The organism is Streptomyces afghaniensis (assembly GCF_044327915.1).
In the GTDB taxonomy this organism is placed as follows: Bacteria; Actinomycetota; Actinomycetes; order Streptomycetales; family Streptomycetaceae; genus Streptomyces; species Streptomyces afghaniensis.
Window position 1 is genome coordinate 36330 of sequence record NZ_JBIRGJ010000008.1, and the last position, 22570, is coordinate 58899.

The 22570-nt window shown below is 71.6% G+C and carries 24 protein-coding genes; 13 read left to right on the top strand and 11 right to left on the bottom strand.

What is annotated here, in order from left to right:
- Positions 1-5: 5 nt before the first annotated feature.
- Positions 6-1058, bottom strand: coding sequence for a glycosyltransferase family 2 protein (locus ACH4G3_RS28950; protein WP_397627270.1), 1053 nt, complete (start codon positions 1056-1058; stop codon positions 6-8).
- 127 nt (positions 1059-1185) lie between these two features.
- On the opposite strand from ACH4G3_RS28950, the gene ACH4G3_RS28960 reads away from it, so the two are divergent.
- Positions 1186-2667 carry an LCP family protein gene (locus ACH4G3_RS28960; RefSeq protein ID WP_449657605.1) on the top strand — a complete coding sequence of 494 codons (1482 nt, stop codon included), beginning with the start codon at positions 1186-1188 and terminating at the stop codon, positions 2665-2667.
- 123 nt (positions 2668-2790) lie between these two features.
- The gene (locus tag ACH4G3_RS28965) at positions 2791-3156 is read left to right on the top strand and encodes a four-helix bundle copper-binding protein (protein WP_020274505.1); all 366 of its coding nucleotides are present in this window, start codon (positions 2791-2793) and stop codon (positions 3154-3156) included.
- Between the two features lie 58 nt (positions 3157-3214).
- Here ACH4G3_RS28965 and ACH4G3_RS28970 read toward each other — a convergent pair whose 3' ends face one another.
- Positions 3215-4516 carry an LCP family protein gene (locus ACH4G3_RS28970; RefSeq protein ID WP_082319969.1) on the bottom strand — a complete coding sequence of 434 codons (1302 nt, stop codon included), beginning with the start codon at positions 4514-4516 and terminating at the stop codon, positions 3215-3217.
- 119 nt (positions 4517-4635) lie between these two features.
- On the opposite strand from ACH4G3_RS28970, the gene ACH4G3_RS28975 reads away from it, so the two are divergent.
- Positions 4636-5193 (top strand): acyl-CoA thioesterase, encoded by a 558-nt coding sequence (locus ACH4G3_RS28975; RefSeq protein WP_356927609.1) that lies wholly within the window; start codon positions 4636-4638, stop codon positions 5191-5193.
- A 47-nt stretch (positions 5194-5240) separates the two neighbouring features.
- On the opposite strand, the gene ACH4G3_RS28980 is transcribed toward ACH4G3_RS28975, so the two are convergent.
- Positions 5241-6398, bottom strand: a complete 1158-nt coding sequence (locus ACH4G3_RS28980) for an acyl-CoA dehydrogenase (RefSeq protein WP_397627271.1) — start codon at positions 6396-6398, stop codon at positions 5241-5243.
- A gap of 185 nt (positions 6399-6583) precedes the next feature.
- Between ACH4G3_RS28980 and ACH4G3_RS28985 the strand changes: the two genes are divergently transcribed.
- The 6 genes from ACH4G3_RS28985 (at position 6584) to ACH4G3_RS29010 (ending at position 12671) form a co-directional block, all read left to right on the top strand.
- Positions 6584-7927 (top strand): UDP-glucose dehydrogenase family protein, encoded by a 1344-nt coding sequence (locus ACH4G3_RS28985; protein WP_397627272.1) that lies wholly within the window; start codon positions 6584-6586, stop codon positions 7925-7927.
- Positions 7928-8355: 428 nt separating this feature from the next.
- Complete coding sequence (locus ACH4G3_RS28990) at positions 8356-8985, top strand: hypothetical protein (protein ID WP_397627273.1); 630 nt, start codon at positions 8356-8358, stop codon at positions 8983-8985.
- Positions 8982-10316, top strand: coding sequence for a copper resistance CopC/CopD family protein (locus ACH4G3_RS28995; protein ID WP_397627274.1), 1335 nt, complete (start codon positions 8982-8984; stop codon positions 10314-10316). Before ACH4G3_RS28990 ends, ACH4G3_RS28995 begins: the two co-directional genes overlap by 4 nt.
- Positions 10317-10341: 25 nt before the next feature.
- Entirely contained in the window at positions 10342-11340 is a 999-nt protein-coding gene (locus ACH4G3_RS29000; protein ID WP_397627275.1) for a cupredoxin domain-containing protein, read from the top strand.
- Between the two features lie 111 nt (positions 11341-11451).
- Complete coding sequence (locus ACH4G3_RS29005; RefSeq protein WP_397627276.1) at positions 11452-11949, top strand: hypothetical protein; 498 nt, start codon at positions 11452-11454, stop codon at positions 11947-11949.
- Positions 11950-11981: 32 nt separating this feature from the next.
- Complete coding sequence (locus ACH4G3_RS29010) at positions 11982-12671, top strand: cupredoxin domain-containing protein (RefSeq protein WP_397627277.1); 690 nt, start codon at positions 11982-11984, stop codon at positions 12669-12671.
- Position 12672: 1 nt separating this feature from the next.
- Here ACH4G3_RS29010 and ACH4G3_RS29015 read toward each other — a convergent pair whose 3' ends face one another.
- The gene (locus tag ACH4G3_RS29015) at positions 12673-13176 is read right to left on the bottom strand and encodes a CGNR zinc finger domain-containing protein (RefSeq protein ID WP_397627278.1); all 504 of its coding nucleotides are present in this window, start codon (positions 13174-13176) and stop codon (positions 12673-12675) included.
- 129 nt (positions 13177-13305) lie between these two features.
- On the opposite strand from ACH4G3_RS29015, the gene ACH4G3_RS29020 reads away from it, so the two are divergent.
- Complete coding sequence (locus ACH4G3_RS29020) at positions 13306-13677, top strand: VOC family protein (RefSeq protein WP_397627279.1); 372 nt, start codon at positions 13306-13308, stop codon at positions 13675-13677.
- A gap of 14 nt (positions 13678-13691) precedes the next feature.
- Entirely contained in the window at positions 13692-14087 is a 396-nt protein-coding gene (locus ACH4G3_RS29025; RefSeq protein ID WP_397627280.1) for a VOC family protein, read from the top strand.
- A 12-nt stretch (positions 14088-14099) separates the two neighbouring features.
- Here ACH4G3_RS29025 and ACH4G3_RS29030 read toward each other — a convergent pair whose 3' ends face one another.
- Together ACH4G3_RS29030 and ACH4G3_RS29035 are read right to left on the bottom strand one after the other, a co-directional pair.
- Complete coding sequence (locus tag ACH4G3_RS29030) at positions 14100-15242, bottom strand: dipeptidase (protein ID WP_397627281.1); 1143 nt, start codon at positions 15240-15242, stop codon at positions 14100-14102.
- A 112-nt stretch (positions 15243-15354) separates the two neighbouring features.
- A complete protein-coding gene (locus ACH4G3_RS29035; RefSeq protein ID WP_020274489.1) occupies positions 15355-15714 on the bottom strand; it encodes a MerR family transcriptional regulator in 360 nt (119 codons plus the stop codon).
- A 53-nt stretch (positions 15715-15767) separates the two neighbouring features.
- Here ACH4G3_RS29035 and ACH4G3_RS29040 point away from each other — a divergent pair, with 53 nt between their 5' ends.
- Positions 15768-16901 carry an alkene reductase gene (locus ACH4G3_RS29040; protein WP_397627282.1) on the top strand — a complete coding sequence of 378 codons (1134 nt, stop codon included), beginning with the start codon at positions 15768-15770 and terminating at the stop codon, positions 16899-16901.
- Here ACH4G3_RS29040 and ACH4G3_RS29045 read toward each other — a convergent pair.
- From ACH4G3_RS29045 to ACH4G3_RS29055, 3 genes are read right to left on the bottom strand one after another with little or no spacing between them, the layout of a single operon-like run.
- Positions 16850-18028 carry a dipeptidase gene (locus ACH4G3_RS29045; protein ID WP_397627283.1) on the bottom strand — a complete coding sequence of 393 codons (1179 nt, stop codon included), beginning with the start codon at positions 18026-18028 and terminating at the stop codon, positions 16850-16852. The genes ACH4G3_RS29040 and ACH4G3_RS29045 overlap by 52 nt on opposite strands.
- Before the next feature lie 5 nt (positions 18029-18033).
- Entirely contained in the window at positions 18034-18561 is a 528-nt protein-coding gene (gene purE, locus ACH4G3_RS29050) for a 5-(carboxyamino)imidazole ribonucleotide mutase (RefSeq protein ID WP_397627284.1), read from the bottom strand.
- On the bottom strand, positions 18558-19697 hold the full coding sequence (locus ACH4G3_RS29055) for a 5-(carboxyamino)imidazole ribonucleotide synthase (RefSeq protein WP_354744350.1): 1140 nt from the start codon (positions 19695-19697) through the stop codon (positions 18558-18560). Before ACH4G3_RS29055 ends, purE begins: the two co-directional genes overlap by 4 nt.
- A gap of 162 nt (positions 19698-19859) precedes the next feature.
- Here ACH4G3_RS29055 and ACH4G3_RS29060 point away from each other — a divergent pair, with 162 nt between their 5' ends.
- Positions 19860-20369: a GtrA family protein gene (locus tag ACH4G3_RS29060; protein WP_397627285.1), complete on the top strand. Its 510-nt coding sequence runs from the start codon at positions 19860-19862 to the stop codon at positions 20367-20369.
- Between the two features lie 69 nt (positions 20370-20438).
- Here the strand turns inward: ACH4G3_RS29060 and ACH4G3_RS29065 are convergent, their stop codons facing one another.
- Both ACH4G3_RS29065 and ACH4G3_RS29070 read right to left on the bottom strand, forming a co-directional pair.
- The gene (locus ACH4G3_RS29065) at positions 20439-21716 is read right to left on the bottom strand and encodes an ATP-binding protein (protein WP_020274208.1); all 1278 of its coding nucleotides are present in this window, start codon (positions 21714-21716) and stop codon (positions 20439-20441) included.
- Between the two features lie 38 nt (positions 21717-21754).
- Positions 21755-22432, bottom strand: a complete 678-nt coding sequence (locus ACH4G3_RS29070) for a response regulator transcription factor (RefSeq protein WP_010034575.1) — start codon at positions 22430-22432, stop codon at positions 21755-21757.
- Between the last annotated feature and the right edge of the window lie 138 nt (positions 22433-22570).

Sequence of the window (22570 nt, forward strand, 5' to 3'; positions counted from 1 at the left end):
GTGTGTCAGCCGGTGGTCGCGTCCGCCCGGACCGCCGGACGCCGGGACGCGATGACCTTCTTCGCCAGCGACCGGGGGCTGGTCAGGAAGCCCCAGCCCCACGACATGTGCATGGTGGCCAGCGCCACGGGGATCTGGAGCCGCGCCTTCAGCGGCAGCCCCCTGCCCGCCGGGACCGAGCCGAGCAGGATCGCCGCGAGATAGCCGCCGGGCACCACGAAACCCCACGGCGTCAGCAGCGCGCCCACCAGGGTCCCGGCCGCGATCGCGCACACGGCGGTCGGCGGGGCGAGGTAGCGCAGGTTGATCGAGCCCTCGTGGAAGCGGGCGACGACATGCCGCCAGCGCCCGTAGTCCTTGTACTGCTTGGCGAGTGCCTTCACGCTCGGCCGCGGCCGGTACGACACCTTCAGCTCGGGCGAGAACCAGATGAGGCCCCCGGCCTCCCTGATCCGGAAGTTCAGCTCCCAGTCCTGGGCGCGGATGAACTCCACGTTGTAGCCGCCCTGCTGCTCCAGCGCCTCGCGCCGGAAGACCCCCAGGTAGACGGTCTCGGCCGGGCCCGCCTGACCGCCCGTGTGGAAGGAGGCGTTGCCCACACCTATCTTCGAGGTCATCGCGGCGGCGACGGCGCGCTCCCAGTCGTTCTCGCCCTCGGCGTGCATGATGCCGCCGACGTTCTGCGCGCCGGTCTCCTCCAGGAGCCGTACGGCGGTGGCGATGTAGTCGGGCGAGAGCATGCCGTGCCCGTCGACGCGGACGACGATCGGGTGGCGGGAGGCGTTGATCGCCGCGTTCAGCGCCGCGGGCGTACGGCCGGTCGGGTTCGGGACGGTATGCACGCGCTTGCTTTTGAGAGACGCAGTTTCGGCCACGAGCTCGGCGGCGATCTCGTCCGTACGGTCCGTGGACGGACCGAGGGCGATCACGACCTCCATCTCGCCGGCGTACTCCTGCGCGAGGATCGCTTGGACTGCTCCCCGCAGATGCCGTTCCTCGTCGAGGACGGGCATGATCACGGAAACGGCGGGGAGCCGCACGTCGGGATTGGCGTTCATAGGGGCCTCACGTTACCGCGAACGGGGGACACCAGTGCGCGCCGCAGGGGCGGTACCGCGGGCCGCAGATCGTATCGGCCTACGGTTTCACGGATCCCACGTACGGCCGTCGTCCGGAGGTGTCCCCTTGCCCACGCCGCCGCGGTCCCCTCGGTCCACCGCCCCGCAGCGCCGCCCGCAGCCCTCGCCCGGGCGCGGCCCGCGCAGGCCCGCGCCGCCCGCACGGCCCCGGAAGCCGCGCTGGGGCGTGCGGGTGGTCACCACCCTGTCCGTGGTGGTCCTCGCGTCCGCGGGCATCGGGCACGCGGTGATGACCAGCCTGGACGCGGACATCGCCCGGGTCGACCCCTTCAAGGACATGAAGAACCGGCCGCAGGCGGGCCACGGCATGAATGTGCTGCTGGTCGGCACCGACGGCCGCGAGGAGATCAGCAAGGAGCAGCGGCGGAAGTACCGGCTGGGCGGGGAGCCCTGCCACTGCACCGACACGATCATGATCGTGCACGTCTCGGAGGACCGGGAACGGGCGAGTGTGGTGAGCCTGCCGCGCGACTCGTACGCCATGACGCCCGCGCACGTCGACCGTACGACGGGCAGGCGGCACGGCTCGCACCCGATCAAGCTGAACGCGGCGTACGCCGAGGGCGGGCCGCAGCTGACCGTGCGGACGGTCGAGAGCATGACGAAGGTGAAGATCGACCACTATCTGGAGGTCGACTTCACCAGCTTCATGAGGACGGTGGACGTGGTCGGCGGCGTGCAGATCTGCACCGCCGCCCCGCTCAGGGACGGCTACACCGGCCTGAACCTGCCGGCCGGGCGGCACACGCTGGCGGGCGGGCAGGCGCTCCAGTACGTACGCGCCCGCCACCTCGACGGGGCCTCGGACCTGGGCCGGATGAAACGCCAGCAGCGCTTCATGGCGGCGCTCGTGGACCGGATCACCTCCTCGGGGATCCTCCTCAACCCGATGAAGTTCCGGGACGTGACGCGGGCGGTGCTCGGCTCGGTGCGGGCGGACAAGGGCTTCGGCACGGACGAGATGCTGGACCTGGGCCGGGCCATGCGGAACTTCTCCCCGTCCTCCTCCGAGTTCACGACCGTCCCGATCGGGCGGATGGAATTCGCCGTGCAGGGCGTCGGCTCGACGCTGAAGTGGGACCCCGTGAAGGCGGAGCGGCTCTTCCACGCCCTGCGCGAGGACCGGCCGCTGTCCGTGCGCCGGCCCCACAGCGAGGCGCGGATCGTCCCGGTCGCCCCGCAGCAGATCCGCGTCCAGGTGGAGAACGGCACGGGCACGCCCGGCCTCGGCCGCCGCGTGGACGCGGCCCTGGCGTCGACGGGCTTCCGCACGACCCGGGCCCCGGTGAACGCCGCCACCCGTGACGTGAAGCGCACGATCGTCGCCTACGACCCCCGCTGGGACCGCTCGGCCAGATCCCTCGCCGCGGCCCTGCCGGGCAGCGAACTCCGCCCGGTCCAGGGCCTGGGCGCGACCCTGAAGGTCATCGCGGGCACGGACTTCGAACGCGTACGCAAGGTACGGGCCGACGGCCCGGGTCAGGGCGAGTCCGGGGTGGTCCGCGGGGATGAGGTGGCCTGCTCGTAGGGGCCGGGCCGCACGCATGGCGGATTACTTCCTTCCGCCCCGTGGCGGTCGGGCCCCGGCAGGCGTAGGACGGAAGGCACGAGGGCCGGGCCCCGGCTCTCGCCGTTCCCCCCGGGAGGAATCATGACCCAGCAGCCCGCCACCATGACCCCGCTGAGCAAGGAGATGCAGGACTGCGTCCAGGCGTGCATGACCTGCCACAGCGTGTGCGAGGAGACCATGAGCTCCTGCCTGCAGATGGGCGGCCAGGCCCAGATGCAGATCATGCGCGCGGTCATGGACTGCGCCGAGATGACGCGCATGTGCGCCGACATGATGATGCGCCGCTCGCCGCTGTCGGCCGAGATGTGCGCGATGTGCGCCCGGGCCTGTGACATGTGCGCCGAGGCGTGTATGTCCATGCCGGACGACGCCCAGATGATGCGCTGCGCCGAGGCGTGTCGCCGTTGTGCCGAGACGTGCCGGTCGATGTCGGCCGCCACGATGTGAGGACCGCCTCACAGCAGTCGGGGGCACCCCCGTGGGTGCCCCCGACGCGTGCCGGTGCTCAGTTGCCCGAGACGGTGACCGTCTCGTCGTTCTTCAGCTGGTTGACCAGCGTCTTCACCTTCGCGGTGTCCCACTGGAGGTTGCCGTTCGCCGAGTTGCCCGCGATCGGCATGTTCATCGACTTGCCCTCGCCGCCGCTGACGCCCTTCATCGCCCAGAACATCGACGCCAGGTCGAACAGGCCCATGTCCTTGTCGACCACGAGCGAGTCGAGGCCCGCGCCCATGGTGGGGTACAGCTTGAACGGGTTGAGGATCGTGCTCGGGGTGGCGACCTGGTTGGCCAGCGCGGAGAGGAACTTCTGCTGGTTCTTCGTGCGGTCCAGGTCGGAGCCGGCGAGCGCGTAGCGGGTACGGACGAAGGCGAGGGCCTGCTCGCCGTTGAGGGTCTGCTTGCCCTTCTTCAGGTCCGCGCCCGACTTGGTGTCCTTGATGTCCTGCGGGATGTCCATCTCGACACCGCCGACCGCGTCCACGATGTTCGCGAAGCCGCCGAAGCCGATCTCCACGTAGTGGTCGATGTGCAGGCCCGTGTTGGCCTCGACGGTACGGACCAGCAGTTCGGGGCCGTCCTCCGCGTACGCCGCGTTCAGCTTCGTCTGCCGTCCGGTGGCCGGGTAGAGCTTGCCGGAGTCGGAGCCCTTGTACGACGGGATCGTGACGTTCGAGTCACGCGGCAGCGAGATCAGCGTCGGGCCGTTGCCGCCGGTGTGCAGGATCATCATCGAGTCCGTGCGCTTGCCCTCGGCGGACCCGGTGTGCAGCTTCTTCTTCTCCTCGGCCGACATGCCCGCGCGGCTGTCGGAGCCGACGATCAGGTAGTTCGTGCCCTCGCCCGCCTCCGGCCGGTCGATGACCTTCGACAGGTCGACGTCTCGGTTGAGCTTGGAGTCGGCCCAGAAGTAGGTGCCGACGCTCGTCACGACCAGCAACGTCACGAGCGTGATGGCCGTCACCTTGATGCGGCGGCGCCAGTTCGGCGCGGGGCGCGGCTCGTACATTCCGTCGCCCGGACCGCCAGGTCCTCTGCCGCCGGGTGAGCCGTAGACCTGGCCGGTGTTGTAGCCGCTGTCGTAGCCGTCGCCGGGGCCGTAGCCGCCGCCGTCGACGTACGACGGCTGCTGCGGCACGCCGCCCTGGTACGGCGGGGCGCCGCCGTAGCCGGCCTGCCCGGGCGATGCCGCCGGACCGCGGCGGACCTGCCGCATGACACGGGCGCTCTCGGGCTGTGCGCTCGAGCTGCCGCGTCCGTAGCGGTTGCCGCGGTTGTCACCGGAGAATCCCTCGGGCCAATCATTCATGCGCCCCAGTGTGCAGGTCCCGGTAGTACGCCATACAAGAGTCGTCGGAAAATCAGAGCACGGCTGTGGCGAAGCTGACACAAAACCCCCTCATACCGCCTCGGCATAAGGTAGGGGCCATGACAGACCAGGCCTCAGCTGCGGATTCCGGCACTGCGGATATCCCGGGCAAGCCGACTTCGGCGTCCCGCACCACCCTCAGCCACATCATGACCCACAACGACACCAACCTTCTGGGGACGGTGCACGGTGGCGTGATCATGAAGCTGGTGGACGACGCGGCGGGTGCCGTGGCCGGGCGGCACTCCGGCGGGCCGGCGGTAACGGCGTCCATGGACGAGATGGCGTTCCTGGAGCCGGTCCGCGTCGGCGACCTGGTCCACGTCAAGGCGCAGGTCAACTGGACCGGCCGCACCTCCATGGAGGTCGGCGTCCGGGTCCTGGCCGAGCGCTGGAACGAGTCCGCCCCGCCCACGCAGGTCGGCTCGGCCTACCTCGTCTTCGCGGCCGTCGACGCCGACGGCAAGCCCCGCCGGGTCCCGCCGGTCCTCCCGGAGACCGAACGCGACAAGCGCCGCTACCAGGAGGCCCAGATCCGCCGCACCCACCGCCTGGCCCGCCGCCGGGCGATCATGGAGCTGCGGGAGAAGCGGGCGGCGGAGGGGTTCGAGGACTGAGTGAGCCTCCCGCGGGACGGGAGGCTCACTCGCTGACCCAGGGCCTGTTACGGCAGGTTGCGCGCCATCACGATGCGCTGGACCTGGTTCGTGCCCTCGTAGATCTGGGTGATCTTGGCGTCGCGCATCATGCGCTCCACCGGGTAGTCGCGGGTGTAGCCGTACCCGCCGAGGAGCTGGACGGCGTCCGTGGTGGCCTCCATCGCCACGTCCGAGGCGAAGCACTTGGCGGCGGCGCCCAGGTAGGTGAGGTCGGCGTCGCCGCGCTCGGAGGCGGCGGCGGCCTGGTAGGTCAGGGCGCGGGCGGCCGAGATCTTCATGGCCATGTCGGCGAGCATGAACTGGATGCCCTGGAAGTCGGCGATCGGCTTGCCGAACTGCTTGCGCTCCTTGACGTAGCCCTTGGCGTAGTCGAGGGCGCCCTGGGCGATGCCGAGGGCCTGGGCGGCGATGGTGATGCGGGTGTGGTCGAGGGTCTTCATCGCCGTGGCGAAGCCGGTGCCCTCCTCGCCGATCATGCGGTCGGCGGGAATGCGGACGTTGTCGAGGTAGACCTCGCGGGTCGGGGAGCCCTTGATGCCGAGCTTCTTCTCCGGGGCGCCGAAGGAGACGCCCTCGTCCGACTTCTCGACGACGAAGGCCGAGATGCCCTTGGAGCGCTTGGTGGGGTCCGTGACCGCCATCACCGTGTAGAACTCGGACTCGCCCGCGTTGGTGATCCAGCGCTTCACGCCGTTGAGGATCCAGTGGTCGCCGTCGCGGACGGCCTTCGTCTTCATGCCGGCGGCGTCGGAGCCGGCGTCCGGCTCGGACAGGCAGTACGAGAACATGCCCTCGCCCTTGGCGAGCGGGGCCATGTACTTCTTCTTCAGCTCCTCGGAGCCGGAGAGGATCACCGGGAGCGAGCCGAGCTTGTTCACCGCGGGGATGAGGGAGGAGGAGGCGCAGACGCGTGCGACTTCCTCGATCACTATGACGGTGGCGAGCGCGTCGGCGCCCGAGCCGCCGTACTCCTCGGGTACGTGCACGGCGTGCAGGTCGTTCGCGACCAGTGCCTCGAGCGCCTCGCGCGGGAAGCGGGCCTCCTCGTCCACCGCGGCGGCGTACGGCGCGATCTTCGCCTCGGCCAGTGAGCGGACGGCGTCGCGGAGCATGTCGTGCTCCTCGGACGGGCGGTACAGGTCGAAGTCAGCCGATCCGGCCAAGGTCTCTCACGCTCCAAAACGCTGCGATGGTGGCGCTAACTACCGTTAAGTAATCAAAAGTTTATGGTGTCGCCCACCGGAGGGATACGTGACCTAGACGACAGCGGGAAAGTTGCCCCGTGAAGCGCCCTCCCATGCCCCGGATATGCTCGGGCGCGCACCTGCCGTAGACCCCTGGAGCACCCATGGCCCTGAAGATCACCGTGATCGGCACCGGTTATCTCGGCGCGACACACGCGGCGGCCATGGCCGAGCTCGGCTTCGAGGTGCTCGCCCTCGACGTCGTGCCCGAGAAGATCGAGAAGCTGGAACGCGGCGAGGCCCCGATGTACGAGCCGGGGCTCGACGAGCTGCTGCGGCGGCACGTCGCGGGGATCGAGGGCGCCAGCGGCCGGCTGCGCTTCACCCAGGACTGGGCCGAGATCGGCGCGTTCGGCGATGTGCACTTCGTCTGTGTGAACACCCCGCAGCGGCACGGCGAGTACGCCTCCGACATGAGTTACGTCGACTCCGCGTTCGCCTCGCTCGCGCCGCATCTGCACGGTCCCGCCCTCGTCGTCGGCAAGTCGACCGTGCCCGTGGGCACCGCCGACCGGCTGGCGGCCTACCTGTCCGCGCACGCGCCGGCCGGTGAGGGCGCCGAGCTGGCGTGGAACCCGGAGTTCCTGCGCGAGGGCTTCGCCGTCAAGGACACGCTGCACCCCGACCGCATCGTGGTCGGCGTGCGCAGCGAGCGCGCCGAGAAGCTGCTGCGCGAGGTGTACGCCACGCCGGTCGCGGAGGGCTCGCCGTTCGTGGTGACCGACTTCCCGACCGCCGAGCTGGTGAAGACCTCCGCGAACTCCTTCCTCGCCACGAAGATCTCGTTCATCAACGCCATGGCGGAGGTGTGCGAGGCCGCGGGCGGTGACGTGGCCAAGCTGGCGGAGGCCATCGGCTACGACGACCGGATCGGCAAGAAGTTCCTGCGGGCCGGGATCGGCTTCGGCGGCGGCTGTCTGCCGAAGGACATCCGGGCCTTCATGGCGCGCGCCGGCGAACTGGGCGCGGACCAGGCGCTGACCTTCCTGCGGGAGATCGACTCCATCAACATGCGCCAGCGCGGGCAGATGGTCGAGCTGACCCGGCAGGCGCTGGGCGGCGGGCCGTTCCTCGGCAAGCGCGTCGCGGTGCTGGGCGCGACCTTCAAGCCCGACTCGGACGACGTCCGGGACTCCCCCGCGCTGAACGTCGCCGGGCAGATCCACCTCCAGGGCGGCCAGGTCACGGTCTACGACCCCAAGGGCATGGACAACGCCCGACGCGTCTTCCCGACGCTCGGCTACGCCGACTCGGCGCTGGACGCCGTACGCGGCGCCGACATCGTGCTGCACCTGACGGAGTGGCGGGAGTTCCGCGAGCTGGACGAGGAGGCGCTCGGCGAGGTCGCCGCGGCCCGGGTCATCCTCGACGGCCGCAACGCCCTCGACCCGGAGCGCTGGCGCAAGGCCGGGTGGACGTACCGGGCGATGGGGCGGCCGACCGCCTGAGCCAATGGCCGGGCTGTGGTCGGCCCCTCGAATTCGGACCGGGTTCCATGAATTCCGGACGGCTTTGCGGGAGATTCGGGAATTCTCGCGGGAACGGTGAAGAACCGAGCGCATCCACGGGGATTTCCTGTGCGCATTCCGGTGTCGCACCCGGCCGCCGAGGCCGTGCTCGGGGCAGGCGTCCCAAGGATCGGCAGCCTCCTTCGGCCTCGACATACGCCGCCGCCCTCGAAATCATCAATATGAGTTCGAATTCTATTCGAGCAGCACTCGGAATCGACCGTTCTCACAGGCTTGCCCACCGGTAGAGAGGGTCAGGCAACAATCGATTAACAGACGCGTAGTTGCACGGAATCCCCCTTCCACTCCACTGGTCGTCATTCGCCACACCTTCCATTGGCTTGACCTGACCATGCCAGGAGTGCCCCATGCCCTTGTTCTCCCGGGCGGAGTGGCCGCGGGATCACCGCGACGAGTTGGTGGCCGGCGCGCTCGTCGGCGCCGTGGTCATCGTGCTGGGCTACGCGTCGGGCATCGGTGCCCCCTCCGCCTCCGGCGGCACGCAGACCGCCGCTCCCCCCGCATCACCGCCCGCGGCCACCGCGCCGGCGAACCCCGCACCGGCCGCGCCGGGCGGCACCGGCGTATCGGATCCGGGCACCGGTGTTGGCCAAGTCCCCATCGGCAACGGCCCGTTGCCCGGGTACGGCGGAATCGGCGCGGGCGCCGGCTACGGCACCGGCGGCGCGGACGGGTCGGGCCACACCGGCCATACGCCCTTCCCGCCCTCGCCGCCCTCCGGCACCGGTTCCCCCTCCCCCAGGCCCACACCCACGCCCACCCCGTCGGGGTCCGCCCCGGCCGACGGCGACACCTGCGAGGACGGCGAGGTCACCCTCGTACAACCGCTCCTCGGCGGGCTCACCCAGCCCGTGTTCGGGCTGCTCGGCAGCGCGGACGAGACGCCCGCGCCGCAGCCCTCCCCCTGTGTCGGCCTGGCCCCTGCCGGCAGCCTCCTCGGCGGCATCGCGTCCCCCGGGCCGGAGGCGACCCCGTGACCACGCCCGTCCGCCGCGCCCTGCTCCTGCTCCTGCTCACCCCGCTCCTCTACGTCCTGGCCGGAGCGCCGCAGGCCGCCTTCGCCCACACGGAGCTGGTCTCGTCCTCGCCGAAGGACGGGGCGGACCTGGCGAAGGCCCCCGGCCACCTCACCCTCACCTTCGACGAGGCCGTCGACCTCGCCGACGTCCGTGTGCTGACGATGGGCGGCGACCGGCTGCCGGTGTCCCGTGCGCCGGGCGGCGGGGCCGATGCCGTGCGGGTCGCGCTCCCCGCCCGGGAGCACGGTGAGCTCGCCGTCATGTGGTCCGTGGTCGACGCGGAGGACGGACACGCATCCTCCGGCCGGATCGCCCTCACCATCGGCGCACCGGCCGCGAAGACCGGCGGCGAGGAGGCCGCCACCTCCCCTCCGGCACCCTCGCCCTCGCTGCGCAAGGCCCTCGTCACCGCCCGCTGGGCCGGCTATCTCGCGCTGGCCCTGTTCGTCGGCGGCCTCGCCTTCGTCGTGCTGCTGTGGCCGCACGGCGCGGCCGAGCCGCGGTCCCGGGCGCTGCTCGTTCTCGCCTGGACGGTCGGTCTGCTGGCCACCGTCGCGAGCATCGGCCTCCAGGGGGCCTACGGCACGCTCGGCGGACTGCGGGACGCGCTGCGCCCGACGCCGTACGCCGATCTGCTGGCCACCGAGCCCGGGGTCGTGCTCGCCGCCCGCGCTCTGCTGTGGGTGCTGGCGGCCGTGGTGCTCGGCGCCCTGCTCCAGGGCGGGGCCCGCACCTCCCGCTCCCCGGGCTGGCGGGTGGGCGCCCTCGCGGTGACGTTCGGGCTGCTGCGGACGACCGGCATGACGGGACACAGCTCCGAGGGCCCCGAGCCCACGTGGGGTGCCGTCGCCGACTTCGTCCATCTGCTCGGCGCCTCGCTGTGGATCGGCGGGCTGGCCGTGCTCGCGCTGGCCGTGCTGCCGCGTCGCCGGGCCCGGGAGCTGGCGGTGGTGGTGCCGGGCTACTCGCGGCTCGCGGCGGCGAGTGTCACCGGGATCGTCGGCGCCGGGCTGGTGCTCGCCTGGCAGGTGGTGGGGTCGTACGACGCCCTGCTGCACACCTCGTACGGGCAGCTGCTCCTGCTGAAGACGGGCGTGCTCGGGGCCGTCCTGCTCGCCGCGTTCGCGAGCCGCCAGTGGGTGCGCACCCGCCTCGATCTCGCCGTGCTGCTGCGCGGCGACGCCGCCACCGTGCGGCCCTTCGGTTACTCGGTCGCGGTCGAGACGGGGCTCGTCCTCGTCGTGCTCGCCGTGACGAGTCTGCTGGTCACGGCCGACCCCGGCCGCTGAACTCCCCCAAGCACAAGGAGCAGAAGTGAAACGAAAGAACGAGAGCGACGAGACCGGTCAGGGGCAGCGCAGGCCGCCCGCCGGGAACCGGGGTCTGCTGGTCGCCGGGCTCGGTGCGGCGCTGGCCGCCGTGCTCAGCCTCGGGCTGTTGAGCGCGGTCTCCGGTTCCACGCCGGCCGGCTCGGAGCAGGACACGGGCGCGGCTCAGGCGCCCGTGGCCGCCGCCGAGGCACGGCCCGCCGCCGCCAAGGCCGACTACCAGGTCGACATCATGGGCAACAAGTTCGGCGACGGGAAGCAACTCGTCGTCGAGGTCGGCCAGACCGTCCAGTGGACCAACCACGACAGCGTGCCGCACACGGTCACCACCACCAAGGCCCCGGTGAAGTTCGACTCGGGGACGCTGGAGCAGGGCGACTCCTGGTCGTACACCTTCACCAAGGCGGGGACGTACGAGTACTACTGCGCCGTGCACCCGGACATGGTGGCATCGGTGAAGGTCGTCGAGGGCTCCGGCGGCGGTGGCGGCGGATCGACGCCCGCCCCCACGCCCACGCCCACCCCGACGGCCCCGCCGACGACCGGCCCCACGCCCACTCCCCCCTCGTCACCGGCCCCCACGCCGACTCCCACGGGCGGTACCGGTGGTGGCGGCTCCGGTGACGACGAGCAGTGCACCAGCGTCCAGAACGTGCTGCTGCCGATCCTCCAGCACCTCTACGTGGCACACCTGGAGCGGTCCCCGGGCGAGCAGGTGCAGGACGCACTCGCGCTCGACTCGTACATCAAGATGCACACGGTGTGGGTCGAGAGCATCCTCAAGCCCGCCGTCGAAGGCGGCGGCACGGTGCTCGACGACACCCTCAGCGTGCTGCTGAACCACGTCAACAAGGCACATCTGGAGGAATCGCTCGGACAGCAGGTCACGGACCTGCTCAACCCCGACAGCTACGTGAAGATGCACACCGTCTGGGCCGGGCAGATGCTCACGCCCACCACGGACTTCCTCACGAACAACTGCTGACGGGACAGAGGTGGGCGCCGCTCCGGCCGGGGCTCAGCCGGCCGGAGCGGCGCCCGCTCCATTCTCCACACCATCGCCATGCTTCGGGAACCGCCTTCCAAGGAGACCGGGATGACGACCGTCACCCTGCCCACCGTCCCTCCCCCGCCCCAGTCGCCCGACGGCGCCGGCCGCCGGCTGCCGCTGCCCGGCCGGTACACCGTGGCCCCCGGCCGCTCGCTCACCGAACTCACCGCCTGGTACGGGCCGGTGCCGGTCCTGCGCCGTCGCATCACGCTCGGCGAGGCGTCCCTCACCGTGCCGGAGGACAGCGAACACCCTTCGTTCCGCTTCGACTTCGACGGCCGTCTGCTTTCCGCCGTGCTCACCTCGGAGGAGGTCGACGAGGTGCACGGCCGACTGCAGGTCACCGGCGACCTCGACCTGAACGGCTTGACCTTCCCCGTCCTGCTGCGGCTGCGGGTGGTCGAGCGGGCCGACGACCGGCTGCTGGTCGTGGGGCACGCCCGGCTGCCGTACCGGCTGCTGCGCCGCGCCACCGGGTTCCGGCTGCCGTGGCGCCGGCCGGCCACCCGGCTGCGGCTGCTGGTCGCGGCGGAGTTCGCGTGAGGGCGGCCCGGCGGACGGCCCGGGGTGCCGCCGTGTCCGCCGTCCTGACGCTCCTCGCCCTGCCGCTGCTGCCTGCCGGGCAGGCGTCGGCGGCCTCGTACAGCGTGACGATGAAGGGGTACGCCTTCTCGCCCGCGAGCCTGAGCGTCCCGGTGGGGTCCACGGTGACCTGGACCAACCAGGACACGGCACCGCACGACGTGAAGACCACCTCGGGCCCGGTCCCGATCCACTCCCCGATGCTCGACAAGGGAGAGAGCTGGAGCTTCACGTTCACCACGGCCGGGTCGTACGGCTACGTCTGCACCGTCCACCCGAACATGACGGCCGGGATCACGGTCCGCGCGGCGGCCCCGGCGACGACGGCGGCACCGACGGCGCACGAGCACCACACCGGCTCCTCCTCGGGACACCGGGCGACCGCGCCGAGCCGGACCACGCCGAGCAGCAGGCCGCCGACGATGCGCATGCCGTCCTCGTCGCCGTCCTCCGCCGCGTCGGGCGCCCCGGCGGCCGCGGGCCAGTCACCGCAGGCGTCCCCGCCGCCCCCGGCCGCACAGCCCGCGCAGCAGCCGCAGACGCAGACGACCGCCTCCGCCACCCGCCCCCTCGACCCGCTGCTCGTACTGACCGGCATCGTCGCCGGTGTCGCGGTGCTGTGCCTGCTCCTGGTCGGCTCCCGGGCGTCGGCTGCCCAGGCGCCCCGCGAGGAGGAAGCGTAGGTCAGCCCTTCGCCCGGTACCGGCGCATCTTCGCCCGGGCCCCGCACACCTGCATCGAGCACCAGCGGCCCCGGCCGGCCGGGCTGCGGTCGTAGTACGCCCAGAGGCAGTCGGTCGCCTCGCAGGCCTTGAGCCGGGTCCAGGTGCCGGCGACCAGGGCCTCGGCGACGGCGGCGGCGACACGGGAGAGCAGGGGGCCCTCGTCGGCCGGGGCGAGGGCCGCCGAGCCGTCCTGCCGGTCGACCGCCACCAGCAGCGGCGCCCCGGCCAGCAGGTCGCCCAACGGGGTCACCTCACGGTGCGGCGGGTGGCCCGCGTGGGCGAGCAGGACCACGCGCAGGGACTCACGCAGCGCGCGGGTGTCCTCGACCTCGTCCCGCGTGATCCCGAAGCGTGCCCGGCCCTCCGCCGTGTCCAGCGAGTCGGCGCCCGACTCGATGTCCAGCGTGTTCACCAGGGCCTCGACCAGGGCCAGGCCGCCGGGCGCGGGCGCTCTCTCCGTCATGGCTGGACCGTACCTCTCGCGTTTTCCCTTGCGAGGTTACCGCCAATGCGGGAGCATGCAGTAACGGTTACTGGTTACTCGACTCATAAGGTAACCCGCGAAGGTAACAGCCGCTTCAAGGAGGAAGCCATGGCTCTCGCCAAGCTGGATGTCGTCGTCCTGGACTGTCCCGACCCGCGCGCACTGGCCGGTTTCTACGCCGAGGTGCTCGGCGGCACTCCCACGGTGGAGGCCGACGACTCGGGCGAGTGGGTCGACCTGAAGGTGCCCGGCGGAGCGGCGCTGGCCTTCCAGCAGTCCCCGGGGTACGTGCCGCCGAAGTGGCCGTCGCCCGACGGCTCGCAGCAGTTCCATCTCGACCTGGTAGTGGAGGACCTGGACGCGGCCGAGAAGGGCGTGCTGGCGCTCGGCGCGAAGCCGCTGGACGCCGAGGACCGGACGCGGACGTTCCGGGTTTACGCCGATCCGGCCGGGCACCCGTTCTGCCTCTGCGCCTGCTGACACCGGGAGGCCCCATGCCTGCTGTGGCACGTTTCCGTTCCGTCGTCGTCGACTGCCCCGACCCGCGCGAGCTGGCCCGTTTCTACGCGCAGGTCGGGGGCGGCACGCCCGAGGACGACGACCCCGACTGGGTGGTGCTGCGGATTCCCGACGGGCCGCGGCTCGCCTTCCAGCGCTCACCCGGACACACCCCGCCGGAGTGGCCCCGGGCCGACCGCAACGCCCAGCAGTTCCACCTGGACTTCGACGGCGGGTCGACCTGGGAGGAGATCGACGCGGCCGAGGAGCGGGTGCTGGCGCTCGGGGCGCGGGTGCTGGACCGGGAGGACTACGAGAAGAAGGACTTCCGGGTGTACGCCGACCCGGCGGGGCATCCGTTCTGCCTGTGCCGGATCGAACACACCGCCTGAGTCACCTGCCGGTCACCCGTCCAGCTCGGAGATGGTCGCCGTCGACGGCTCGCGTCGCTGTCGGGCGGCGCGGGCGGTGAAGTCGGCGCCGCACAGCACCCGCTGGACGTTGCCCCAGGTCAGCAGGGCCACATCGGCCTCGTCCCAGCCGCGTCGCAGCAGCTCGGCGATCAGTCGCGGATAGCAGGAGGTGTCGCCGAGTTCCTGCGGGTGGGCCGAACCCGAGTCGTACGTGCCGGACAGTCCGACGCACCGCGCACCGGCCACGTCCCGGATGTGGTCGAGGTGATCGGCGACGTCGCGGACGGTCGGGCCGGTCTGCTCCGCGGCCAGCGGCACCAGGCACAGCCCCTTGGCCGCGCCCAGCTCCGCCAGCAGATCGTCGGGGAGGTTGACCGGGTGGGGGCGCAGCGCCCGGGCGGCGGAGCGGCTGAACAGCACGGGCGCCCGGGACAGGCTCAGCACCCGGCGGACGGTCGGCACGGAGGCACCGGAGAGGTCCGCGATCACGCCGATCCGGTTCATCTCGCGCACGACCTCCTCGCCGAACCGCGTCAGTCCCGCCTCACTCGCCCAGGACACTCCGGTCAGCGTCAGCACGCGCAGGCCGAGGAAGTGCAGCTGGCGCAGGATGCCCAGCGAATCACCCACGGCCGGGGCCCCGGCGGGACCGAGGAGCACGGCGACGCGGCCGCAGTTGCGGGCGTCCGCGACCTGCCCCGCCGTGGAGGCCGGGCGCAGCCCCTCGTCGCAGGTCCGGGCGATGGTCTTGGCCAGGTCCAGCTGCTCCAGGGTCGCGCCGACGGCCCGGTCGCCGTCCAGGCCCTCGGGCAGGTGCAGCGACCAGAACAGCGCGCCCACATGCCCGCGGCGCAGGCGGGGCACGTCCGTGTCGACGGTGCTCTCGCCCTCCTCCAGGTCGTAACAGGACAGGCGCTTGAGCGCCCAGGGCAGTCCGTTGTAGCCGTCGGCGACGGGGTGGACGGCGAGGATCGCGTGAGCCCGGGCCATCGGTGCGTCGTCCGGATCGGAGACGGGCTCATAGGGCTCCGCCGGCTCCGCCGCCATGGCGGCCTCGTCGGGGTACGACTGGGACAGCTTGTCGAACTCACCGGCCGCGGCGGTGGGGCGCAGGTCGTCCTGGAGGTCTGCCATGGCGGCTCCGTACGGTCGTTCGCAAGGTACGGTCACCGTCGCACGGAGCGCTGAGGGGTTCCTGGTGGGCGGCGCGTTCGGAGTACGGCCCGGACCTCGTGCGGCGGCGCTCTCAGGGCACCCGGGCCGCCTCGATCACCTCGTCCAGGGTGTCCCGGGAGCGGATCAGGTCGGCGATCATCCGGTCGATGCGGGCACGCTCGGCCGTGAGCTCGGCGACCAGGTTGGGCGTGGCGCGGACCGAGGGCCCGCCGTCCGTGTCCCGCATGCACGGCAGCAGCTGGACGATCTTCTCGCTGCACAGCCCCGCGGCGAACAGTTCCTGGATCCGGATGACCCGGTCCACGGCCGCCTCCGGGTACTCCCGGTGTCCGCCGGGCGTCCGCTCGGCGGTGAGCATCCCCTGCTTCTCGTAGTAGCGCAGCGACCGCTCGCTCACGTTGGTGCGCCGGGCCAGTTCACCGATCCGCACGTCCCACTCCCGGGCTTGATTCTGACATCCGTGTCAGGTTCTAGCGTACGGGCATGACGCAGCACACGACAGCACTCTTCGAACCGGCTCGTCTCCCCGGGCTGGACCTGCCCAACCGTCTGGTGATGGCGCCCCTGACCCGCAACCGGGCCGAGGCCGACGGCACCCCGACCGCGCTGATGGCCACGTACTACGCCCAGCGCGCCTCCGCCGGGCTGATCATCGCCGAGGCCGCGACGCCGAACGCGGTCGGGCAGACGTACCCGAACATCACCGCCGTCCACAGCCCGGCGCACGTGGCCGGCTGGCGGCGGGTCACGGACGCCGTGCGGGAGGCGGGCGGACGGATGTTCCTCCAGCTCCAGCACGGCGGCCGGGTCGGCCACCCGGCGACCAGCGGGCTGACGCCCCTCGCCCCCTCGCCCGTCCCGCTCCCCGAGACGATCTTCACGCCGGAGGGTCACCAGCCGGCCCCGGTACCGCGCGAGATGACCGCCGAGGACATTCGCACCACCGTCGCGGACTTCGCGAAGGCCGCCCGCAACGCGCTGGACGCGGGGTTCGAAGGCGTGGAGGTGCACTCCGCCAACGGCCATCTGCTCCACCAGTTCCTGGCCCGCAACACCAACCTCCGCACCGACGGCTACGGCGGACCGGTCGCCGCCCGGATCCGGTTCACCGCCGAGGTGACCGAGGCCGTGGCCGCCGAGGTCGGCCCGGAGCGAGTGGGTCTGAGGGTCTCCCCCGGCAACACCGTCAACGGCATCGAGGAGGGCGAGACGGAGGAGATCTACCCGGCGCTCGTCGAGCGGCTCGGCGGGCTGGGGCTCGCGTATCTGCACCTGGGGTACGCCGACCCGGACACGCCGGTGTTCCGCAAGGTGCGCGCCGGCTGGCCCGGTGTGATCGTCGCCAACCCGGTCCTGAAGGAGATCTCCACGGACGGTGTGCTCCGGGCGTCCGATGAGCTGCTGGCCGCCGGCGCCGACCTGATCGCGCTCGGCCGGCCCTTCCTCGCCAACCCGGACCTGGTGACGCGGCTGCGGCTCGGGGCGCCGTTGAACGAGATGCGCGACCGGTACTTCATGTACGTGGGCGGGGCGACCGGCTACACCGACTACCCCGCCCTCGGCACTCAGCCGTCGAGCGACTCGATCGTCGCGTTGGACGGCGACCGCGTGGCCTGAAGCCCGCGTGCCACGTCCTCGGCCGCGTCCAGCACCCGCACCGCGTTCTTCCAGGTCAGCTTCGCCAGGTCGGCCTTCGACCAGCCGCGGTCCAGCAACTCCGCGAGCAGGTTCGGGTAGCCGGAGACGTCGTCCAGGCCGTCGGGGGTGAACGCGGTGCCGTCGTAGTCGCCGCCGATGCCGAGGTGGTCGATGCCGGTGACCTCGCGCATGTGGTCCAGGTGATCGGCGACCGTCGCCGCCGTCGCGACCGGGCGCGGGTGCCGCTCCTCGAAGGCGCGGTGGACCTTCATGGCCTCCGCGGTGGTGTCAAGGTGGTGGAAGCCGTGGGCGCGCATGTTCTCGTCGGCCTCGGCCGTCCAGTCAACGGCGGCCTGGAGCAAGAACTTCGGCACGAACGTCACCATCGCCATGCCGCCGTTGCCGGGCAGCCGCTCCAGGACGTCGTCCGGGACGTTGCGCGGGTGGTCGCACACGGCCCGTGCCGAGGAGTGCGAGAAGATCACCGGGGCGGAGCTCGCGTCGAGGGCGTCGCGCATGGTCGTCGCCGCCACGTGGGAGAGGTCGACGAGCATGCCGAGCCGGTTCATCTCCCGCACGACCTCCCGGCCGAACGCGGTGAGACCGCCGGCCCGCGGCTCGTCGGTAGCGGAGTCCGCCCAGTCCACGTTGTCGTTGTGGGTGAGCGTGAGGTAGCGCACGCCCAGCCCGTACAGACCCCGGAGCGTGCCCAGGGAGTTGGCGATGGAGTGACCGCCCTCCGCGCCCATGAGGGAGGCGATCCGGCCCTCCCGGCGTGCGGCCTCCATGTCGGCGGCCGTCAGCGCGGGCCGCAGGTCCTCCGGGTGGCGGTCGAGCAACTGCCGTACGCAGTCGATCTGTTCGAGCGTGGCCGCGACCGGGTCGGGCAGGTCCGTGCGGACGTACACCGACCAGTACTGCGCGCCGACCCCGCCGGCGCGCAGCCGCGGGATGTCGGTGTGCAGGTGGGCGCTCTGGTCGGCCGCGAGATCGCGGGCGTCGAGGTCGTAGCGGACCTGCTCGCGCAGCGCCCAGGGCAGGTCGTTGTGCCCGTCGACGACCGGGAACTCGCTCAGGAGTTCCCGGACGGCCTCCACCGAGGTCATCGTCGTCACTTCCCCGCGCCGAACCCGAAGCTGCCCGAGCCCTCGACCTTGGAGCGCAGGCGCTTGCCCTTCTCGGTGGCCTGGTCGTTCAGCTCCTGCTGGAACTCGCGCATGCGGGCGCGCAGTTCGTCGTCGTGCGCCGCGAGGATGCGGGCCGCGAGCAGACCGGCGTTGCGGGCACCGGCGACGGAGACCGTGGCGACCGGGACACCGGCCGGCATCTGCACGATCGACAACAGGCTGTCCATACCGTCGAGGTACTTCAGCGGCACGGGCACGCCGATGACCGGCAGCGGTGTCACGGAGGCGAGCATGCCGGGCAGGTGGGCGGCGCCGCCGGCCCCGGCGATGATCACCTTGAGCCCGCGCTCGTCGGCCTGCTCGCCGTACGCGACCATCTCGCGCGGCATGCGGTGCGCGGAGACGACGTCGACCTCGTAGGCGATCTCGAACTCGTCGAGGGCCTTGGCGGCGGCCTCCATGACGGGCCAGTCGCTGTCCGACCCCATGACGATGCCAACAACAGGGCTCATTCGGTGATGGTGCCTCTCAGGTAGCCGGCTGCGTGACGGGCGCGCTCCAGCACGTCGTCCAGGTCGTCGCCGTAGGTGTTGACGTGACCGACCTTGCGGCCGGGCTTCACGTCCTTGCCGTACATGTGGATCTTGAGCTGCGGGTCGCGGGCCATGCAGTGCAGGTACGCGGAGTACATGTCCGGGTAGTCGCCGCCGAGGACGTTGACCATGACCGTCCACGTCGCGCGCGGGCGCGGGTCGCCGAGGGGCAGGTCCAGGACCGCCCGGACGTGGTTGGCGAACTGGCTGGTGACGGCGCCGTCCATCGACCAGTGGCCGGAGTTGTGCGGGCGCATCGCCAGTTCGTTGACGAGGATGCGGCCGTCGCGGGTCTGGAACAGCTCGACGGCGAGGTGCCCGACGACGCCGAGCTCCTTGGCGATGTTCAGCGCCATCTCCTCGGCCCGCAGGGCGAGGGCCTCGTCGAGGCCGGGGGCCGGGGCGATCACCGTGTCGCAGACGCCGTTGACCTGGCGGGACTCGACGACCGGGTAGGCGACGGCCTGGCCGTGCGGGGAGCGTACGACGTTGGCGGCGAGCTCGCGGAGGAAGTCGACCTTCTCCTCGGCGAGCACGGGGACGCCGGCCTTGAACGGGTCGGCGGCCTCCTCGACGGAGTCGACGACCCACACGCCCTTGCCGTCGTAGCCGCCGCGGACGGTCTTGAGGACGACAGGGAAGCCGTCGCCCTCCGCCGCGAAGGCGGCCACGTCCTGCGGATCGGAAACGATTCTGTGTCTGGGGCAGGGCACGCCGATCGCGTCGAGCTTCGCGCGCATCACGCCCTTGTCCTGGGCGTGCACGAGCGCGTCGGGGCCGGGACGCACGGGGATGCCGTCCGCCTCCAGGGCCCTGAGATGCTCGGTGGGTACGTGCTCGTGATCGAAGGTGATCACATCGCACCCGCGTGCGAAGGCGCGCAGCGTCTCCAGGTCGCGATAGTCGCCGACGACGACATCGCTCACGACCTGCGCAGCTGAGTCCTGCGGGGTGTCACTGAGGAGCTTGAACCTGATGCCCAGCGGGATGCCTGCCTCGTGTGTCATACGAGCGAGCTGGCCCCCGCCGACCATGCCGACTACCGGGAACGTCACGCCCCCAGGGTATCGGCCGCGCCAGGGTGGCCGGTTTCCTGTCCCACCCCGGCCCTGCCCGGACCATCTCCGGCCGTCCGCCGCCGCCCGCAGGAAGATCGCGCTGGAGGGTGGTTAGCATGGCTGGGTTGACGCCGACCACGGACGGGGGCCTGCACGACCATGGGACATGGTGCCTCGCGGCTCCGACGGCTGGTCCACGAAGTCGCCAAGTTCGGCGCGGTGGGCGGTGCCGGGGTGCTCGTCAACCTCCTCGTGTTCAACCTGGTACGGCATGTCACCGACCTCCAGGTGGTGCGCGCGAGCGTCATCGCGACCGTCGTGGCGATCATCTTCAACTACGTCGGTTTCCGCTACTTCACCTACCGCGACCGCGACAAGAGCCGCCGAACGCGGGAAATGAGCCTGTTCCTGCTGTTCAGCGCGATCGGGCTGGTCATCGAGAACGGCATCCTGTACGCGGCCACGTACGGCTTCGGCTGGGACACCCCGCTGCAGAACAACATCTTCAAGTTCCTCGGCATCGGGGTCGCCACGCTGTTCCGCTTCTGGTCGTACCGCAGCTGGGTGTTCCGCGCCCTTCCGGCCCGTGAGGCGGTGGCGGACGCGGAATCGATCCTGAAGAGCGAGCGGGCCAAGCGGTCGCGGGCGGCCCGGCAGCGGGTGCCGTAGGCCCGTTCCCCGCCGCGCTTCAGCGGATCATCGGCCGATCCGCGTCAGCGGATCATCGGCCCGTCCGCGTCAGCGGATCATCGGTTCGTCCTCGCCGCCGAGGGACTTCCGGACGGGCGTGCGGGACAGGAACAGGCCGAACACCGGAGGCTTGGTCTGGAGCATCTCCAGACGGCCGCCGTCCGCTTCCGCGAGGTCCCGGGCCACGGCCAGGCCGATGCCCGTGGAGTTGCGGCCGCTGATGGCCCGCTCGAAGATGCGGGCGCCGAGATCGGCGGGGACACCGGGGCCCTCGTCCGTGACCTCGATGACGGCCTGGTTGCCGGTGACGCGGGTGCGCAGCGCCACCGTGCCGCCGCCGTGCATCAGGGAGTTCTCGATCAGCGCGGCCAGCACCTGCGCGACCGCCCCCGGTGTGCCCACGGCCTCCAGGTGCCGCTTGCCGGAGCTGACGATCGCCCGGCCCGCGCTGCGGTAGGCGGGGCGCCACTCGGCGAGCTGCTGCTGGATGACCTCGTCGAGGTCGAAGGTGACGGCGGAGCCGGTACGCGGATCGCGGGAGTTGGTCAGCAGCCGCTCGACGACGTCCGTGAGGCGCTCGACCTGGGTCAGCGCGATCGTCGCCTCTTCCTTCACCGTGTCCGGGTCGTCGGTGAGGGTGATCTCCTCCAGCCGCATGGACAGCGCGGTGAGCGGCGTCCGCAGCTGGTGGGAGGCGTCCGCGGCCAGTCGCCGCTCGGCGGTGAGCATGCGCGCGATGCGCTCGGCCGAGCCGTCCAGCACGTCCGCGACCCGGTCCAGCTCGGGCACGCCGTACCGCTTGTGCCGCGGGCGCGGGTCGCCCGAGCCGAGCCGCTCGGCCGTCTCCGCGAGGTCGGTCAGCGGCGACGCCAGCCGGTTCGCCTGGCGGACCGCCAGCAGCACCGCGGCCACCACGGCGAGCAGCGCCACGAGCGCGATGATCAGCAGGGTGCGGCCGACCTCGCGGGTCACCGAGGAGCGCGGCTCCTGGACGGTGACCGTCTCGCCCTCCTCGCCGGGCGCGGTGGCGCTGATGACGTCACCGGACGGCTTGGAGCCGACCTCGATGGGCGCTTCCCCGGGGATCCGGATCACCGCGTAGTAGCGGTTCTGGGTGACCTGCTCGCGCAGCACGTCCGCGTCGACCTGCTGCGCCCCGAAGAGCCGGCTGTCGACGATGCTGGCCAGCCGGACCGCCTCGGACTCCACCCGCTCCTGGGCGCTGTTGCTGATCGTCCTGGTCTCGACGATGACGAGGGAGACGCCGAAGACGGCGATCACGACGAGCACCACGGCGAGCGTGGACTGGATCAGTCGGCGGCGCATGTCCTGTTACCCGTGCCTACCCGTGCCTGCCCCGCGGCTCAGCTCTTCTCGAAACGGAAACCCACACCGCGCACCGTGGCGATGTACCGGGGGTTGGCCGCGTCGTCGCCGAGCTTCTTGCGCAGCCAGGAGATGTGCATGTCGAGGGTCTTGGTCGACGACCACCAGGTGGTGTCCCAGACCTCGCGCATCAGCTGGTCGCGGGTGACGACCCGGCCCGCGTCGCGCACCAGCACCCGCAGCAGGTCGAACTCCTTGGCGGTGAGCTGGAGCTCCTCCTCGCCCATCCAGGCGCGGTGCGACTCGACGTCGATCCGCACGCCGTGGGTGGCGGGCGGCTGCTGCGGTTCGGCGGCGCCGCGGCGCAGCAGGGCGCGGACGCGGGCGAGCAGCTCGGCGAGCCGGAACGGCTTGGTGACGTAGTCGTCGGCGCCCGCGTCGAGCCCCACGACGGTGTCCACCTCGTCGGCGCGGGCGGTCAGGATGAGGATCGGGATGCTGTGGCCTTCGCCACGCAGACGGCGGGCCACCTCCAGACCGTCCATGCCGGGCAGGCCCAGGTCGAGCACGACCAGGTCGACGCCACCCTGCATTCCGGCGTCGAGGGCGGTGGGTCCGTCCTCACGCACCTCGACCTCGTAGCCCTCCCGGCGCAGAGCACGGGCGAGAGGCTCCGAGATGGACGCGTCGTCCTCGGCGAGCAGTACACGGGTCATGAGGTGATGGTAGACCTGCAAGCCCCTGAGCTGGGGTGTGACCGGAAGCCTCGATTCTTACCCGCGGCAAACCCTTTTCTTACGTTCCGCGGGTACGCGCACAGACCTCTGCCTGTGGGGTGCGATCCTGGTAAGGAC